We start from the raw sequence: 13,881 nt of genomic DNA, 5'->3' as shown, positions 1-13,881 counted from the left end.
TGCCGTGGTTGACCAAGCTCGCCGCCGTCGCCTACCGCACCGGCTATCCGGTGACCGAAGTGTCGGGCTGGCGCACGCGCGGCCACGGCCCGCAACCCGAGGTGCAAGGCATCGTCTGCCACCACACCGCAGGCCCCGCCGCCGGCGGCGACTACCCGTCCTTGAACGTGGTGCGGTCCGGCAGGCCAGGCCTCGACGGGCCGCTGTCGCAGTTCGGCCTCGGCCGGTCCGGCCGGATCTATGTGATCGCAGCCGGGCGGTGCTGGCACAACGCACCGTCAACGTCGCCATGGCACGACAACTCCAGCTCGATCGGCATCGAGGCGGAGAACTCGGGGTCGCAGCCGTGGCCGGCCGTCCAGGTGGACGCGTACATCGCCTTGTGCGCCGAGATCTGCCGCGAGTTTGGACTGAGTGCCGCCCGGGTGAAGGCGCATCGCGAGGTCAACACCTCCAAGCCGGATCCGCGCGGCATCGACATGGACAAGTTCCGCGCTGGGGTGGCCGTGCTGCTCGCAGGAGGCCCCTCCGCGCCCGCCCCCTCGTGGACGGAGGAGATCGTGAAGGATCTGCCGCTGATTGGGCCGAACGCCGACAACTACGACGTGAAGACCGTTCGGGGCTGCCTGTTCGCCCGGGGTCGCGTGCCCGCGCCCATCTATGCCACGTCGGGCCTGGAGGCGTGGCTCAACAGGACCAAGGCCGACCCCGAGCTCGTCGAGCTCGTGAAGGCGTTCCAGAGCGTCGAGGGCCTTGACGCCGATGGCTGGGTTGGCCCGCAGACCTGGCCGCACTTGCTGCGCGTCGCGTAGCCGTGGACGGTCTGTTCGCCCGCTGGTGGCCGCTGCTCGAGGCTGCGGACCCGCCCAGAGAGGCGAAGGAAGACCCGGACCGGATCGGCCGGCCGGGCGATACCGAGTAGGAGCACCCTCATGCTCAAGCGCATCGTCGCGGCCCTCGCGGTCGTGCTCATCGCGGTCGGGCTGGCCGGCCCCAGCGTCGCGTCCGCTGCGGCGGACGTTCCCGGGCTCGTCGTCGGCACCATCAGCTACAACGCGCCCGGCGCCGACGTCCCCGGCAACCGGAACAAGGAGTACGTCGACGTCGTCAACGTCGGCCGCGAGCCCGTCGACGTGAAGGGCCTGCGCGTTGAAGACTCCTGGGCGCACGCCAACGCCGACCGGGCTGCGACGACCGGCTGCAACGCCTACACCGTCACCGCGCTGCCCGGCGTCGCCCCGGGCGCTGACGGCGCGGTCATGCTGCCGCCCCGCCACGCCATCCGGGTGTACGTGGGCGCAGGCACCGACGTGCTCGACGGCCGCACGTACAAGCTGTTCAAGGACTCCGACCCGCGGTGCGGCTACAACGGCCACGTCCTGAACAACAACGCGCCCGCGTCCGGCACCGGCCCGTGGGAGACGGTGTGGATCGTCAAGGGCGCTGCCGCCGAGTCCAAGTCGTACGAGTTCTGGAACGGCTACTACGTGCGCTGACGTCCCCGCTCGTCTGCCGCCCCGGCGCCACCGTGGCCCGGGGCTTCGTCATGTCCAAGCCTCCAGGAGGGGCGTATGCGAATCCTCGGCCGTGAGCCCGCCCTGTGGCTCACCCTCATCCAGACCGTGCTCGCGCTCGCCGTCGGCATCGGCCTGCCGGTCAGCGGCGAGCAGGTCGGCCTCATCAACGGCGCTGCCGCCGCGGTGCTCGCCCTGGTGGCGGCGTTCGCGGTGCAGCCGTTCCCGGTGCCGCTGCTGATGGGCGCTATCCAAGCCCTGATTGCGCTCGCTGTCGGCTTCGGCCTCGGGCTGGGCGCCGAGCAGGTGTCGCTGCTGAACGCCGCGGCGGCCGCGCTGGTCGGATTCATCATGCGGATGCACGTGTCGCCGTCGGTGACGCCGAACGGGCACCCGGGCGTGCACTCCGACAAGAACGTCACGTCGATGTGAGAGCGTCCCGCGCCGGTTGCCCACCCGGCGCGGGTCGATCGCCGCCATGCCCACGGCGGCGCGCGGGCGGCCGGGACTGACCATCCCGGCCGCCCTGCAGACACGAGTGAGCCCCCGTCCACCATCGCGGTGGCCGGGGGCTCTTTGTTCGTGCGCGATCACGTCGCGCGCACGGCTGCGCGTGGGAGAGGCGCGCACCCTTATTGATCTTGCTGCCACCGGTGCCACGACCGGTGCCACGGGGGTGCCACGAGGGGGGTGCCACGGTTCGTGGCACCCCCTCCGACCTGTAACCCTCCCCCCAGCCCCCCGCCCGTGGCAGGGAGAGGGGGTGCCACGGGTAGCCCTCATGCGCTGTAGGGCTCGGCGTATGCGCGGCCAGTCGAGGTGAGCGACAGCAGCAACGCCTCGTTCTCGTCACACTCACGGCGCAGATACCCGCGCCGAAACAGTCGCTCGAGCATGTCATCGCTCACCGCGGCGTCGTGCCGCACGTCCTCGACGGTCATCGGGCCGTAGACGAGCAGCATTTCCAGAGCGCGCAAGGCGGGCGTGATCTCGCGTGCCGCTTTCTTACCCGCATTGGTGAGGTGAATGCGCAGCTTCGCATTGGCGCGGGCGGTGATGACGATGCTCGGCAGCGGGGATTCGGTGCTGCCATGCAGACGGCCGGCGACGTGCCCGAGATCGGCCAGGCCGCCGAGCTCGTCGTCAGTGACGCCGGTGCGCTCGCGAAGCTGGGAAGCCCGGAAGCCGACCCGGGCCGCGCTGGCGGTGTAGGTGACCAGGTAGCGCAGGGTGCGCCACTGGCCGGGGGTGAGCCTCAGCGGGTCCATGGCGCGCACATCCTTCCGCTGGCGCAGTAGATGAGCCCCTCCGCGCTGCACCGTCCGCACCGGCGGAACCACATCCGCGGGTCGACGATGCGCGGCCACCAGGGACCCCAGGCGTGGCCGTCAGGCTCACACCGGGGGTCCTTGTTGGCGTTGCTCCTGTAGGACAGCAGGGCGGTGCACATCAGGCCGCCGCCTCTCCCAGTTCTGGCCGCTGCGGCATCAGGTAGCGCTGCGCCTCCTCGTCGTAGCCGCCGAGCACGCCCGCCTGCAGGAGCCGTTTGAGCTGCTTCTGCACCCACGAGCGGGACATGTCCGTGCTCTCCCACAGCGGCTTGAGGTCGCCGGAGGAGAAGTCGCGGGCGCCGTCGTCGTAGAGGTCCTGCAGCCGCTCCATCAGCGCCGCTCCGCGCTGCTCGGCCGTCATGGTCTGCGCGGGCGGGGCGAACGTCAGCGGCGGCTCGCCCTCGTCCAGATCGCCGATCTCATCGTCGAGGCCCGCCTCAACCTCGGGGTCGGGGTCGTCGACCGTCTGATACTCGCTGGTCACGCCGCTCACGTCGTCATCCTCCTCGCTCTCCTCCAGCTCGGCCGGGAACGTGGGCGCCACCCGCCCACCGTCGGAGAGCCGGGACAGTTCAGCCGTCGTCGGATCCACCCGCTTGCCCGCGGCCGGCCAGCGGGCAGCGTGCTCACGCATCGCCGTGTTGGCCCGCTCGTCGTCGAACTGGCCGCCGCGCATGCCCCACGCGAACGTGCGCAGTGGCATAGCGATCCGGCCGTCGTCGATGCCGGGGGCGTCCAGGTATGCCATGCCGGGCTGCGCGTTCGTCCACAGCTCCGGCCGGGCGCCGGCGTCCTGCTGCCGCTCCGACAGCCCGAACGAGGCGTCGCCGGGCGAGTCCACGCCAAAGCACATCTTGGCGAGCTGGCCGCGGGCGATGGTGGGCATCTGGCTGTAGTCCGAGCGCTGCAAGCTCATCACGATCGTGCCTCCCGCTGACCTGATCGCCTTCAGCATGGACAGGAACTCTTCCTGCTCCTTGTCGGTCAGGCAGTCGAAGATGTCCGGGAACTCCTCCAGCCACACGATCCAGTACGTCAGGCCGCAGCCCTTGACCCACTTCTGCAGGCCCTTGCTGGCCAGGTAGTTGGTACGCGGCTTGATCTGCGCCTGCAACTCGGCGAACATCTTCTTGACGCCGGCCTTGGTCGTCTCGAACCGGTGCAGCGACTCCTCCAGCGGGCCGAGCGTCTGCTTGCCCTTGGTGATGTCCGCGGCGAACACGGCGACGTCATAGCGGGTGACGACTTCGGCGAGGAAGTTCCAGGCGCCGCCGATGCTCTTACCGGAACCGGTCTGCCCCATCACCTGTAGGTGGTGACCGACGATCACATATTCGATCTCGTCGAGGTCCTGCCACAGCCCGAGACGGATCGGGTCTGCGATCGACAGGCCCGGCCGGGACGGGCCAGGCCAGATGATCGGGTGCTTCATCACGCGCGGGTCGCTGATGGTGACCTTGGCCTTGGAAGCGTCGTCCGGGTCGATCGCGGTGGTGATGCTGCCCGGCGGCAGCGGAATCCCGGACTCGATGTAGGCGACCTTCTTCTGCAGGTCGTCCGCGGTGTGGCGGCCCTGCTCGAGCTGCACCTCGCCCTCGACCTTGTGCGCGGTGGCCTTGACGGTGCGGGCCTCCACCGCCTTCATGCCGGCCCGGTCGGCGCCGCGCCCGAACAGGAACGACAGCGGATCGGACACGGTGCCGGGCTCGTCCCAGCCCTTCATGCGGATGACGCTGCGAATGTTCCACGTCAACGCCATGGTGATGCCGCCGAGCACGCCGAGCCGCCACAGCACGGGATGGCCGGGGCCGAGGTTGACCACGGCGACCGTCCACATGCCGGCCAGGAACGTCGATGCGGTGGTGTGCGTCCGACCCCACGGGCCGCGGGCATGCGACTGGCCGTAGGTGACGCCGGTCAGAATCAGCACGCAGATGGTGACCACGCTCGACCAGGCGCCGATCGCCTCGGGGCTGTACAGGATGAAGTGCAGCGCGGTGGCGAGGCCGAACCCGAAGACGCCCACGATCCACGGGGTGACGAGCGTCATCAGCTTGGACACACCCTTGGCGGCGACCTTGGCCATGGTCGATTCTTCGACGGTCGCGACCTCGCTGCTGGTGGTGCGGGTGGCCATCAGTCGTCCTCCCACTTGAAGGTGGACGGCCGCTGCTCAGGCTTGGCCTGCGGCAGGATGTCCACGAACTCCTTGCGGAACTGGGCATGGAACTTCACCAGCTCCACCCCCGCCCCGCGCTGCAGCTCGGCGGCGCGCTTGAGCCGCTTGATGACGCGCTTGGCGCGCCGGCGCACGTCGGGGGCGCCGACCATGGCCAGCAGCGGGTGACCCTTGAACGAGCGGATGAGCACCGCGTACAGCTCGTCGGAACCCATCGCGAACTCTTCGCCCAGGTCGCGGCACAGGCTCCGGCCGACGCGGGCGTAGTCGGTGATGGAGCGCGGCCCTGACCACGGGATGGTGGCCAGTTCGGGGATGCGGTTCTTGCCGTTCGGGGCGTTCACAGCCCCTCCTCTCGTGCGGTTTCCCGCACCACCTCTACGATGCGGCGGACGGCGTAGGCGAGCCGGGGCAAGCCCACGTAGGCGGTGACGAGCGCGTCGATGGCGCCCGCCACCAGGACGACCAGGTGACCGAGCATGGTCAGCGCGGCCAGCAGGTAGGCGACGGCGAGCATCGCCGCGACACGGACTGAGGCCGGGACATCGACGCGGATCATCGGCGGCCCCCTCGCCTGCGGCCCGCCCGGAACAGCGCCCGCTCGAGACCGGACAGGACGACGACGGTTCCGACCAGCGTCAGCCCGAACTGCACGGGCGGCCAGCCGAACAGCGCCCACGCCAGCGCCACGGCGGTGACCATCACGGCCACGCTCGCCATAGCGGACGACATGAGGCTGTTCAGCCCTCTCACGGGACGGTTCAGGCGCGTCACGCGGCACCCCCCGAGCCGTTGACGGACGTCAGTGCGGGCCGGTCAGTGCTCGCCACGGCCAGGCGATCGCCCCATCGGGGGGCGGGGATCTCCTCAGCGTCGACGGTCTCCTCGACCGGCTCGACGGGCCGCTCGGCGAGGATCTCTTGCGCCTCCTCGGTCAGCCGCGCGCCGATGATTTCGGCCGCGCGCCGCTCAGTGACGCCGAACCGGTCGGCGATGTGGTCGGCCTGCGGCAGCGAACCCTGCACGCGCTGCAGCTCGGCGACCACCGCAGCGACCGCCTCGCCGATGATGGTCCGGGCCTGGCCGCGGGTCAGCTTGAACCGGTCGGCCAGCTTCCGCTCCGACAGCGGCTCGTGCACGCGCACGCTCGCCTCGTACGCGGCTCTGGCCGCCTCCTCGGCCGACGTCGGCACCGGCGGCGAGGCCTCGACCACCACGGCGGGCACGTCCTCGGTACGCTCCTCAATCGGCTCAGGCGCGGACTCTGCGGCCGGGCGCGGGGTGCGGCGCAGCATGCCCATCAGCAGTTCGTACGCGACCACGAGCACGATGGGCGCGACCGCGCTGATCAGGCTTGACGCCAGTCCGCCGGACCAGCCGTGCGCGACATTCGCGGCCAGGGTGGCGACAGCGCCGGCGATCAGCGCGAGGCGGGCCAGCCACGGCGCCTTGTCGCCGCGGCGGGACGCGTCGAGCATGACGAGCGACCCCATGATGATGACGCCGTCGATCAGGACGGGCAGCGTCCACGCGGTGGTGGTCGGCTCGCCTGCCGTGATGGCCAGGCCGTGCTGGTGGCGGAAGCTGACGTACGCGGCCACGGCGGCGATCACCGACACGACGGCGATGGCGACCCGGCGCGTGGCCAGCCCGGCGACCGGGCGGCCAGAGACCGGTTCGACCGGTCGCCCGGTCGGCTCGGTAGGGTTCCGATTCACAGTCTGGATCTCCTCTTGATCGGGGACAGATTGAGGTCCCCGGCCGGTGGTTGGGTCACCTGCCGGGGACCGGCTTTCAGCGGTTGCGGCGGTAGTCGCTCCAGTCGAGCGGCCGCCACCACACCGGCGGCAGGTGCCACCAACCCGGCCGGCAGCGCCGCGCCTTGCCGTTCATGGCCCGGTGGGCGGTTCGGTGGGCGCGGGTGAGCAGGCGTTCGCCGGTGGCCACGCAGCACAGCGCGGTGCGCCAGTCCAGGCGGGCAGCGCGGCGACCACTGGCGATCACGTTGATGCGGTCGGCTTCGCTCGGGTGGCTGCTGAACATCCACCCGACCCAGGTGTGCCGAGCGTCGTACGGCCTGGCGGTGTCGGTGAGCATGGCCGTGACGATCTCTCGGCCGGGCAGGTCGTTGGCGTCGAGGATCTCAACGGCGCGGGCGTCGGCGTCGTACTCCTCCGTCTGCATCACCCTCGCCCGCAGCGCGGCCAGCGCCACCATGGCGGCGAACAGTAGGGCCGCCGCCCAAGACCAGCCGGTCCAGCCCGGGGTGAGGACCGCGGTGAGTGCGGCGTAGGTGCCGCCGACGCCGATCAGGTCACGTGCGACGGCCAGCCAGTCCGGCAACTGCCGCTTGTGGTGGGCGAGGTCCCGGTGCGCCAACTCGTGCGCGAGCGTGCCGGTCAGCGCGTCGAAGCGGTCATCGTCCAGCAGGTCCCGGCCGACGGCGATCAGCGGGGCGTGTCCGCAGCGGTGGCCTTCGACCGTGTAGGCGTTGTCGTCGAGGTCGGGGTCGATCACGACGCTGATGGCGGCCATGCGGCCGACGTGCTGGACGCGCCAGACCAGGCCGGCCAAGCGGGACTCGATGCGGTCGGTGTTCATCGGTGCATGCCCTTCTGCTGGGCGAGGTGGGCGGGGGTGACCCAGTGAGTGCGGTCGGGGTCGTCGCGCCAGCGCACGGCGACCATGCCGGTGCCGAAGTCATGGCCGACGACCTTGAACGGCTTGCGGCTCCAGCGGAGCGCCGCGCAGATCGCGTCGAAAGTGAGCTCCATGGCGAGATAGAGCATCCCGCCGCCAACTCCGCATGCGGCGAGGACGAGAAGAGTGCGGATGGTGTCGTTCATGCGGTCACCCCCGCCAGCCAGCGGTCCAGTTCGGCGGTCACCCGGGGCCGTTCGCGACCGGACGGCACCAGCGCGCACGTCTCGGTGACGAAGTCCAGCAGCGGAGCTCTCTCGGTGAAGAACTCCTTGCCGTCGCGGGTCAGAGGCAGGGTGAGCGTGGTGTAGTCGCGGTCCACGATGTGCGGCTCAACCCGCACCGCGCCGTCACCGGCCGGCCCGTCGACGCCGTCGATGAGCAGGCCGCGAGCGAACACGACCTCGGCGACCTTGCCGGTGGCGTGGCTGGGGACGAGGAGTTTGACCGCGAACGGGTCGCTCTTTTGGTAAACGAGCATGCAGAAGTACGGCTGCTCGTCGTGCGCCGCGGCGTCCCACAGGATGATCGGCTTGCGGATGGTGCGGGTGAACAGCTTGTGGACAGTGCGAGCGATCATGCCGACCTCCTCTGCCGGTAGGCGGCCAGGTCGACCACCTGCGCGGACGGGTCGGCGGAGTGGGTGGGCGGGGCGATGTCGACCCCGGCCGCCATGAGCAGCCGGTTGGCCTTCGTGAAGACGCGCATGGCGTCGTCGGCGAGCTGCTGCACCTGCTCGACGGACAGCGTGACGGTGGTGGGCTGGCTCATGCGGCACCGCCAAGGGTGTCGGCGGCCGCGCGGAGGGCGTCGCAGAACGCTTCCACCCACTCCGGGCCGACCGCTGCCAGCATGTCGGCCAGGTCGCGGGCGAGCTGCGGCGACAGGTCAAGCTCGCGCGGCTGCCCGTCGACCGGGAAGGCGGTGCGGATGAGCGGCGACCAGAACGCGCCGTCGACGAACCCCTGCGCCGGGGTGACGGTTACCCCGGCGACAGTGGTGCTGTGCCCGTAGTGGCCGCGGTCGGCCTTGTGCGTCGAGATGCACCACGGGATGCGGCATCGGCTCGTCGGCGTCACCGGGCCACCGCCGCGAGCGTTCCGGGGGCGGGGGTGAGGCCGCGGCCGCGGGCGACCTGGCACAGGATGGCGTACGCGAACCGCTCCGCGTCGTCGACGGCGAGCGGCTCGTCGCCGCAGTAGACGAGGATGCGGGCGCCATCGTCGGGGGTGCTCATCAGTCCGACGTACGGGTCGGCCGTGAGGCCGTACGGTGCCGGGCCAGGGATGGCGATGTCGGCTGCGGTGCACGCGTCCATGCCCTCGTCGTGGTTGGTGCAGAAGGGCGCGTGGGCGGACTCCGGGCGCCGCTGGGCGGGCACAAGGTGCTTCTGCTGTGCCATGATGGGGACGTTCCTTTCGTCTCCGGTGTTGTCGGGGACATGCGACGGGCGGCCCAAAGCTTGGTAGGCGGGGGCCGTCTTTCGCATGTCAGGGGAGGTTCCGGCCATCTCAGGCCACCTCGACGGGGGCGTCGAGCAGAGCGTCGACATCGGTGGGGCGAAACCGGTAGTGCCCGGTGGGCGTTGGCACGTAGGGCAGGCGCCCCGACTTTGCCCAACGGACCACCGTGCGGGTGTTGACGTTGAACACGCTCGCCACGTCTTCGGGCTTCATGAGGGATTCCCGCCGTTGACGGCGCTGAGCGAGGTCACTGCGCACGGGGGCGCTTCCCTTCTGATCATCGAGTCCGTGCGCCTCGGAAAACGGACATCCCGTCCCATCGCCGCCTGACTCGTTCTGGTTCAACTGCCCTTGACTGTGACTCATTCTGGTTCACACGTCAAGGCGCAGTTCGCGCGAACCGTGGTGGACAGCGCGGATGTCCGCATCTACCAGCAACGTTCGTCAGACTTGACACCAAAAGGGTGGGCCTCACCATGGGACTGAGGGCTGGATGCCCTAGACTCACAGACTCAGGAGGGTCGATCATGGAGCACATGAGCATTCCGAGCGGCGACGACGCCAGCATCGTTGACTGCCGAGACGGACAGTGCCCCACCGTTCACGACACGGACCCCAGCAGCCCCGACATCCGGATCCAGGGCTACACCGAGCCGGCCGAGGGACTGCCCGACGGCGAGGCCATGGTCCGCGTCCCTCGCGATCTGATCCTCAAGTACGCCGAGCAGCTTCGCGTTGGGGCGCCTCAGTGACACCCGAAGAGTTCAATGCCTGCTTCGACCGGTTCACGACGTCCGTGTTCCGGCTCGAAGCTCGGCAGCACTACACCGTCCCGGACGAAGACGCCGACATGCATCTCTGGCAACAGGGGCATCCACTTCCGGATCGGTCAGTCCGCACCTCACCGTGGCTTCGGCGCATCGCCGTCACCACGGCGGCAGGCAAGTACTGGTCACGCGTCCACCTCGTGGATCTCCCTCTGTCTCCCTACCTCGAGTTCGAGTTCGCGGGATACCTGGAGAATGCCGCCGCTGGCGAAGAGATCCGTGTGGCGATCCGCCGCGATCACCCTGAGATGGCTGAGTTGCAAGAGGACTTCTGGCTGTTCGACGGCGGGACCCCGGACGCGTACGGCCTGACCATGCAGTACGACGACGATGGACGTTACGTCGGCAGTGACCTCGTCACTGACCCTGACCGGCTGGCCGAGTACCAGAAGGCTCGCGAGATGGCTTGGACGGCGGCTATGCCTCTCAACGCCTTCATGGCCCGCAGCGCCAGCCACTGGCACGCCAGCTAACGACGGAAGGAGCGGGATGGCGACCGGCGAGCCCGAACCGCGCGGCCAGCGCGAATACCTCGGAGCTGAACTACGGAAGCTTCGGGAACTGGCCGGCCTCAGCGGTCGGGACGTCGCCGCCATCCTGGGAGTTGCCCAGTCGTCCGTCTCCCGAGTCGAGCGCGGCGTCAGAGTTCCCACCACGGAAGAGATCAACACTTGGGCGGAGGCAAGCAACGCCTCCACCGAAGTGCGTGACCGGCTCGTTCAGCTCGCAGAAGCGGCCTACACCGAGGTCGTCACGTGGCGGGCAGCGCACCGCGACAGCGACCACCTGCAGGACCGTATCGGCAAACTCGAGGAGCAGGCCCGCCGCCTACGAAGCTTCGAACCCATCCTCGTGCCCGGCCTGCTGCAAACCCCCGAGTACGCCCGCCGAGTGATCCAAGTTGCCGATATAACTGGCGTGCAAGACCACACAGCGGCCGTAGCGCGACGGATCCAACGCCAAGAGATCCTCTACGACACAAGCCGGCAGTTCGAGTTCCTCATCACCGAAGGCGCCCTACGTGCTCGACCGCCGGGGCCCGTCGGGATCCTGGTCGAGCAGATGGGGCGCATCGCGTCTCTCGCCACCCTCGACAACGTCACCATCGGGCTCCTCCCCTTCGACCGGGTTATCCAGACCGCGATCGGGTGGAGCGAGTTCGCTATCTACGACGACGCCGAGGACGGCGACCGGTGCGCGTTTGCCGAAGTGACCCATGCCGAGCTCACCATCAGTAACCCGAAGGATGTGGAGATCTACACCACGGTCATGGATCGCCTCGCAGCGAATGCCCTCTACGGAGACGAGGCTCGGGAACTCCTGGACCGCGTCGCCAGGGACGTCCGACACGTCTCATAGCGAGAAGCGGAAGAGCCCCGGCGCCAGCCGCGCCGGGGCTCTCTCGTTGCCAGGGGGAGACCGTAGGGAGACCGGCAGTTCCGTACACCCCTGATCGGAGGCGGTCTTTCTGACATCATCCGGTGTGGCCGCAATTCGCCTACCAGCACAAACGCTGGCGAATGACATCATCCGATATGGGCCGACATGGTTCGCTGGGGACTTTTAATCCGTAGGTTCCGGGTTCGAGCCCCGGGCGCCCTACCAGCCCAAACACCTCTGCTCGATCTTGTTTGGCGAGGTCGTACAGCCAGCTTTTACAGCCAAGAGGGCCGGATTCCCGCTGATGGGAGCCCGGCCCTTTGGTCGTGTTGAGGGTCATCCGAAGAGCTGCTTGGCGACCGCGTCGACCGCCGCCCGTTCGATGTCGGGGAGCACGTGCGCGTAGGTGTTCATGGTCAGTGCGATCTGGCTGTGGCCCAGCGTCTTCATGACCGTTCGCGGAGAGGCACCGCAGGCCAGGAGGTACGACGCGCAGGCGTGACGCAGATCGTGGAGGCGCAGCCAGTCGAGGCCGGCCTTCCCCCTTGCCCTGCGCCACCGGGTACTGAGGTTTCCCGGCTCCAGCGGGGTGCCGATGGACGTGGAGAACACGAGTCCGTGGTCCTTCCACCGCTCCCCCGCCGCCAGTTGCTCGGCGGCCTGTGCGCGCCGGTGCTTGCGGAGCGCGGCCAGGGTCGGCTCCGGAACGGGAACGGTACGGCGGGAGCGATCGGTCTTCGGATCGACGAGTTGGAGGCTTCCGTCAGCCCGCTGGAGGGTCTGCCGTACGGTGAGGTGCCCGTTGCCGAAATCGATGTCGGCCCAGCGGAGGCCGAGCAGTTCGCCGCGCCGCAGACCGAGCGTGAGAGCGCAGATCCAGAACGCTTCGAGCCGGTCGTCCTTGATCGCGTTCAGCAACTTCTTGGCCTCCTCGATCGTCAGGACCCGTGCCTCCTCTCGTCGGATGGACGGAGGCTTGACGAGCTTGGCCACGTTGCGATGCACCAGCTCTTCCCGTTCCGCATCGGCGAGCGCGTTCCTGATCAGCCCGTGGATCTGCTTGACCGTGGCCGCCTTCAAGCCCGAGTCCGCCTTGGCCTCGACGAGCCGACGCACGTCGGTCGGTGAGAGCTTGTCGAGCTTCTTCTTGCCGAGGGCGGGCTTGATGTGGTCGGCGATGAGTTGCCGGTAGCCGCGGAGCGTCAGAGGCCGGGTGCCCTGGCGGGTCTTCATCTCGATCCACTCGTCCAGCCATTCGGCGAAACTCCGAGGCCGAGCCGCGAGGTTCTGCCCCTTCCGCTGAGCGTCCCGCAACTCCGCGAGCTTTTCGAGAACCTCACGCTCTGTCTTGCCGTAGACCGTCTTACGGTTCCGCTTACCATCAAGCGGCGGCGCGGCGCGCCGCCGTACCCCCGGCCCTCCGCCCGCCCTCCGTCCGGGCGTGCGGCCTGGGGGCCGGTCCCGGACGGCGGCGGGACACCGGGCCGGGCACCGCACGCCAGCCCCGCCGTACGGACCGGACGCTCCGACCGGGGTCGCCGCGCCGCCGCACAGATACAGCCCTTACGATCGCCACGATGTGGCTGGCCACCGTGCATGGCTGGGGGCGATCGACGATCCAGGGTTCGTTCCTCACCCTGGCTCACCGAAAACGTGGCTGATCGCCGTGCTGGTGGGAGTATGACCGTGGCCACTAGGAGTCTTCGGCTGGGGCGTCGTCCACGGGAGGGGCGCACACGGGTGTGCTCGCCGCACGAGAGAACAACCGCCTGAGCGCTGTGCCATGAACAGGCATTGGTGGGTGTCTTCTAAGTCGGACCCCAAAGGCCAGGTGAGTCCCGCTCAGCGGCACATCGAGTCGATGAGATCCGAAAAATGCGGTAACTCTGCTCGTGCGGCAGTCACGATCTGGGTTGGGGAACGGCGGCCGCCGGGTGCGTATCGCTCAGCGATGGTACGGAATGCCTCGTTCGGCTGTGCCGTGGAGTCGGGGTCCGAGAAGACCTCGGCGGGGCCCAGGCCGGCGGCGAACAGCCAGAGGAGGTCGCCGAGATTGCGGGCGATCAGACCGTGCTCCCCCTCGGAGCCGATGTAGACGACGGGCTGGTCAGTGATCGCCACATCTGGCCGTACCAGCCAGAAGCCGGTGTAGTCACCCGCCCCGGTCGTGCCGAAGAAGCGGAACTCGCTGCCGTCGGCCTCTTGGTTGCCGGTCCACAGGCGGAACCACCACGCCGTCCGGTCGGGCTCCTCGAACTGGTCGTATAGCTCGAAGTCACAGCCACGGGCCTCGTCGGTTTCCTCGTCCCATTCCCACTCGAAGCCGACCTCGGCCACCTCGGCCAGGGCAGTGGGCAATGCGAAACTTTCAGACATGTTCGCCATCCCCGGAGGGTCTGTCCAGTGATCGGTGTATCTCAATCTTGACTGGGTCTATCGGGTGGCCGGGGTCAGGCGGCCTTCGAAGGTGATGGCGAAGGCGTTCAG

The 13,881-nt window shown here is 69.1% G+C and carries 21 protein-coding genes; 6 read left to right on the top strand and 15 right to left on the bottom strand.

Annotated elements, in window-relative coordinates; all coding sequences use genetic code 11:
• The first annotated feature begins 8 nt into the window (after nt 1-8).
• From ACIBX3_RS51820 to ACIBX3_RS51810, 3 genes are all read left to right on the top strand, one after another.
• On the top strand, nt 9-812 hold the full coding sequence (locus ACIBX3_RS51820; protein WP_397128166.1) for an N-acetylmuramoyl-L-alanine amidase: 804 nt from the start codon (nt 9-11) through the stop codon (nt 810-812).
• A 120-nt stretch (nt 813-932) separates the two neighbouring features.
• The gene (locus ACIBX3_RS51815; RefSeq protein ID WP_397128165.1) at nt 933-1,496 is read left to right on the top strand and encodes a hypothetical protein; all 564 of its coding nucleotides are present in this window, start codon (nt 933-935) and stop codon (nt 1,494-1,496) included.
• Between the two features lie 75 nt (nt 1,497-1,571).
• Entirely contained in the window at nt 1,572-1,946 is a 375-nt protein-coding gene (locus tag ACIBX3_RS51810; RefSeq protein WP_397128164.1) for a hypothetical protein, read from the top strand.
• Between the two features lie 347 nt (nt 1,947-2,293).
• On the opposite strand, the gene ACIBX3_RS51805 is transcribed toward ACIBX3_RS51810, so the two are convergent.
• The 13 genes from ACIBX3_RS51805 to ACIBX3_RS51745 form a co-directional block, all read right to left on the bottom strand.
• Nucleotides 2,294-2,782: a hypothetical protein gene (locus ACIBX3_RS51805; RefSeq protein ID WP_397128163.1), complete on the bottom strand. Its 489-nt coding sequence runs from the start codon at nt 2,780-2,782 to the stop codon at nt 2,294-2,296.
• Nucleotides 2,783-2,963: 181 nt separating this feature from the next.
• Nucleotides 2,964-4,982 (bottom strand): hypothetical protein, encoded by a 2,019-nt coding sequence (locus ACIBX3_RS51800; protein WP_397128162.1) that lies wholly within the window; start codon nt 4,980-4,982, stop codon nt 2,964-2,966.
• On the bottom strand, nt 4,982-5,368 hold the full coding sequence (locus ACIBX3_RS51795; RefSeq protein ID WP_397128161.1) for a hypothetical protein: 387 nt from the start codon (nt 5,366-5,368) through the stop codon (nt 4,982-4,984). Before ACIBX3_RS51795 ends, ACIBX3_RS51800 begins: the two co-directional genes overlap by 1 nt.
• Nucleotides 5,365-5,583, bottom strand: a complete 219-nt coding sequence (locus ACIBX3_RS51790) for a hypothetical protein (RefSeq protein ID WP_397128160.1) — start codon at nt 5,581-5,583, stop codon at nt 5,365-5,367. Before ACIBX3_RS51790 ends, ACIBX3_RS51795 begins: the two co-directional genes overlap by 4 nt.
• Nucleotides 5,580-5,798, bottom strand: coding sequence for a hypothetical protein (locus ACIBX3_RS51785; protein WP_397128159.1), 219 nt, complete (start codon nt 5,796-5,798; stop codon nt 5,580-5,582). Before ACIBX3_RS51785 ends, ACIBX3_RS51790 begins: the two co-directional genes overlap by 4 nt.
• The gene (locus ACIBX3_RS51780; protein ID WP_397128158.1) at nt 5,795-6,742 is read right to left on the bottom strand and encodes a DUF2637 domain-containing protein; all 948 of its coding nucleotides are present in this window, start codon (nt 6,740-6,742) and stop codon (nt 5,795-5,797) included. Before ACIBX3_RS51780 ends, ACIBX3_RS51785 begins: the two co-directional genes overlap by 4 nt.
• A gap of 76 nt (nt 6,743-6,818) precedes the next feature.
• Nucleotides 6,819-7,625: a M48 family metalloprotease gene (locus ACIBX3_RS51775; RefSeq protein WP_397128157.1), complete on the bottom strand. Its 807-nt coding sequence runs from the start codon at nt 7,623-7,625 to the stop codon at nt 6,819-6,821.
• Nucleotides 7,622-7,870, bottom strand: coding sequence for a hypothetical protein (locus tag ACIBX3_RS51770; protein ID WP_397128156.1), 249 nt, complete (start codon nt 7,868-7,870; stop codon nt 7,622-7,624). The genes ACIBX3_RS51775 and ACIBX3_RS51770 overlap by 4 nt, the downstream gene beginning before the upstream one ends.
• Nucleotides 7,867-8,304, bottom strand: a complete 438-nt coding sequence (locus tag ACIBX3_RS51765) for an SsgA family sporulation/cell division regulator (protein ID WP_397128155.1) — start codon at nt 8,302-8,304, stop codon at nt 7,867-7,869. Before ACIBX3_RS51765 ends, ACIBX3_RS51770 begins: the two co-directional genes overlap by 4 nt.
• Nucleotides 8,301-8,495: a hypothetical protein gene (locus ACIBX3_RS51760; protein WP_397128154.1), complete on the bottom strand. Its 195-nt coding sequence runs from the start codon at nt 8,493-8,495 to the stop codon at nt 8,301-8,303. Before ACIBX3_RS51760 ends, ACIBX3_RS51765 begins: the two co-directional genes overlap by 4 nt.
• Entirely contained in the window at nt 8,492-8,803 is a 312-nt protein-coding gene (locus tag ACIBX3_RS51755; protein WP_397128153.1) for a hypothetical protein, read from the bottom strand. The genes ACIBX3_RS51760 and ACIBX3_RS51755 overlap by 4 nt, the downstream gene beginning before the upstream one ends.
• Nucleotides 8,800-9,126 (bottom strand): hypothetical protein, encoded by a 327-nt coding sequence (locus ACIBX3_RS51750; RefSeq protein WP_397128152.1) that lies wholly within the window; start codon nt 9,124-9,126, stop codon nt 8,800-8,802. The genes ACIBX3_RS51755 and ACIBX3_RS51750 overlap by 4 nt, the downstream gene beginning before the upstream one ends.
• A gap of 109 nt (nt 9,127-9,235) precedes the next feature.
• Nucleotides 9,236-9,400, bottom strand: coding sequence for a helix-turn-helix domain-containing protein (locus tag ACIBX3_RS51745; RefSeq protein WP_397128151.1), 165 nt, complete (start codon nt 9,398-9,400; stop codon nt 9,236-9,238).
• Between the two features lie 323 nt (nt 9,401-9,723).
• On the opposite strand from ACIBX3_RS51745, the gene ACIBX3_RS51740 reads away from it, so the two are divergent.
• From ACIBX3_RS51740 to ACIBX3_RS51730, 3 genes are read left to right on the top strand one after another with little or no spacing between them, the layout of a single operon-like run.
• On the top strand, nt 9,724-9,939 hold the full coding sequence (locus ACIBX3_RS51740) for a hypothetical protein (protein ID WP_397128150.1): 216 nt from the start codon (nt 9,724-9,726) through the stop codon (nt 9,937-9,939).
• On the top strand, nt 9,936-10,487 hold the full coding sequence (locus tag ACIBX3_RS51735) for a DUF6879 family protein (protein WP_397128149.1): 552 nt from the start codon (nt 9,936-9,938) through the stop codon (nt 10,485-10,487). The genes ACIBX3_RS51740 and ACIBX3_RS51735 overlap by 4 nt, the downstream gene beginning before the upstream one ends.
• A 16-nt stretch (nt 10,488-10,503) precedes the next feature.
• Complete coding sequence (locus tag ACIBX3_RS51730; RefSeq protein WP_397128148.1) at nt 10,504-11,373, top strand: helix-turn-helix domain-containing protein; 870 nt, start codon at nt 10,504-10,506, stop codon at nt 11,371-11,373.
• 357 nt (nt 11,374-11,730) lie between these two features.
• Here ACIBX3_RS51730 and ACIBX3_RS51725 read toward each other — a convergent pair whose 3' ends face one another.
• Nucleotides 11,731-12,708, bottom strand: a complete 978-nt coding sequence (locus ACIBX3_RS51725; RefSeq protein WP_397128147.1) for a tyrosine-type recombinase/integrase — start codon at nt 12,706-12,708, stop codon at nt 11,731-11,733.
• A 528-nt stretch (nt 12,709-13,236) separates the two neighbouring features.
• Entirely contained in the window at nt 13,237-13,731 is a 495-nt protein-coding gene (locus ACIBX3_RS51720; protein WP_397128146.1) for an SMI1/KNR4 family protein, read from the bottom strand.
• Nucleotides 13,732-13,881: the final 150 nt, after the last annotated feature.

Origin of the sequence: Nonomuraea sp. NPDC049480 (assembly GCF_044465905.1) — a bacterium.
GTDB lineage: Bacteria > Actinomycetota > Actinomycetes > Streptosporangiales > Streptosporangiaceae > Nonomuraea.
Note: the sequence above shows the minus strand (reverse complement) of the source record. Positions and strands in the feature narration are given on the sequence as shown.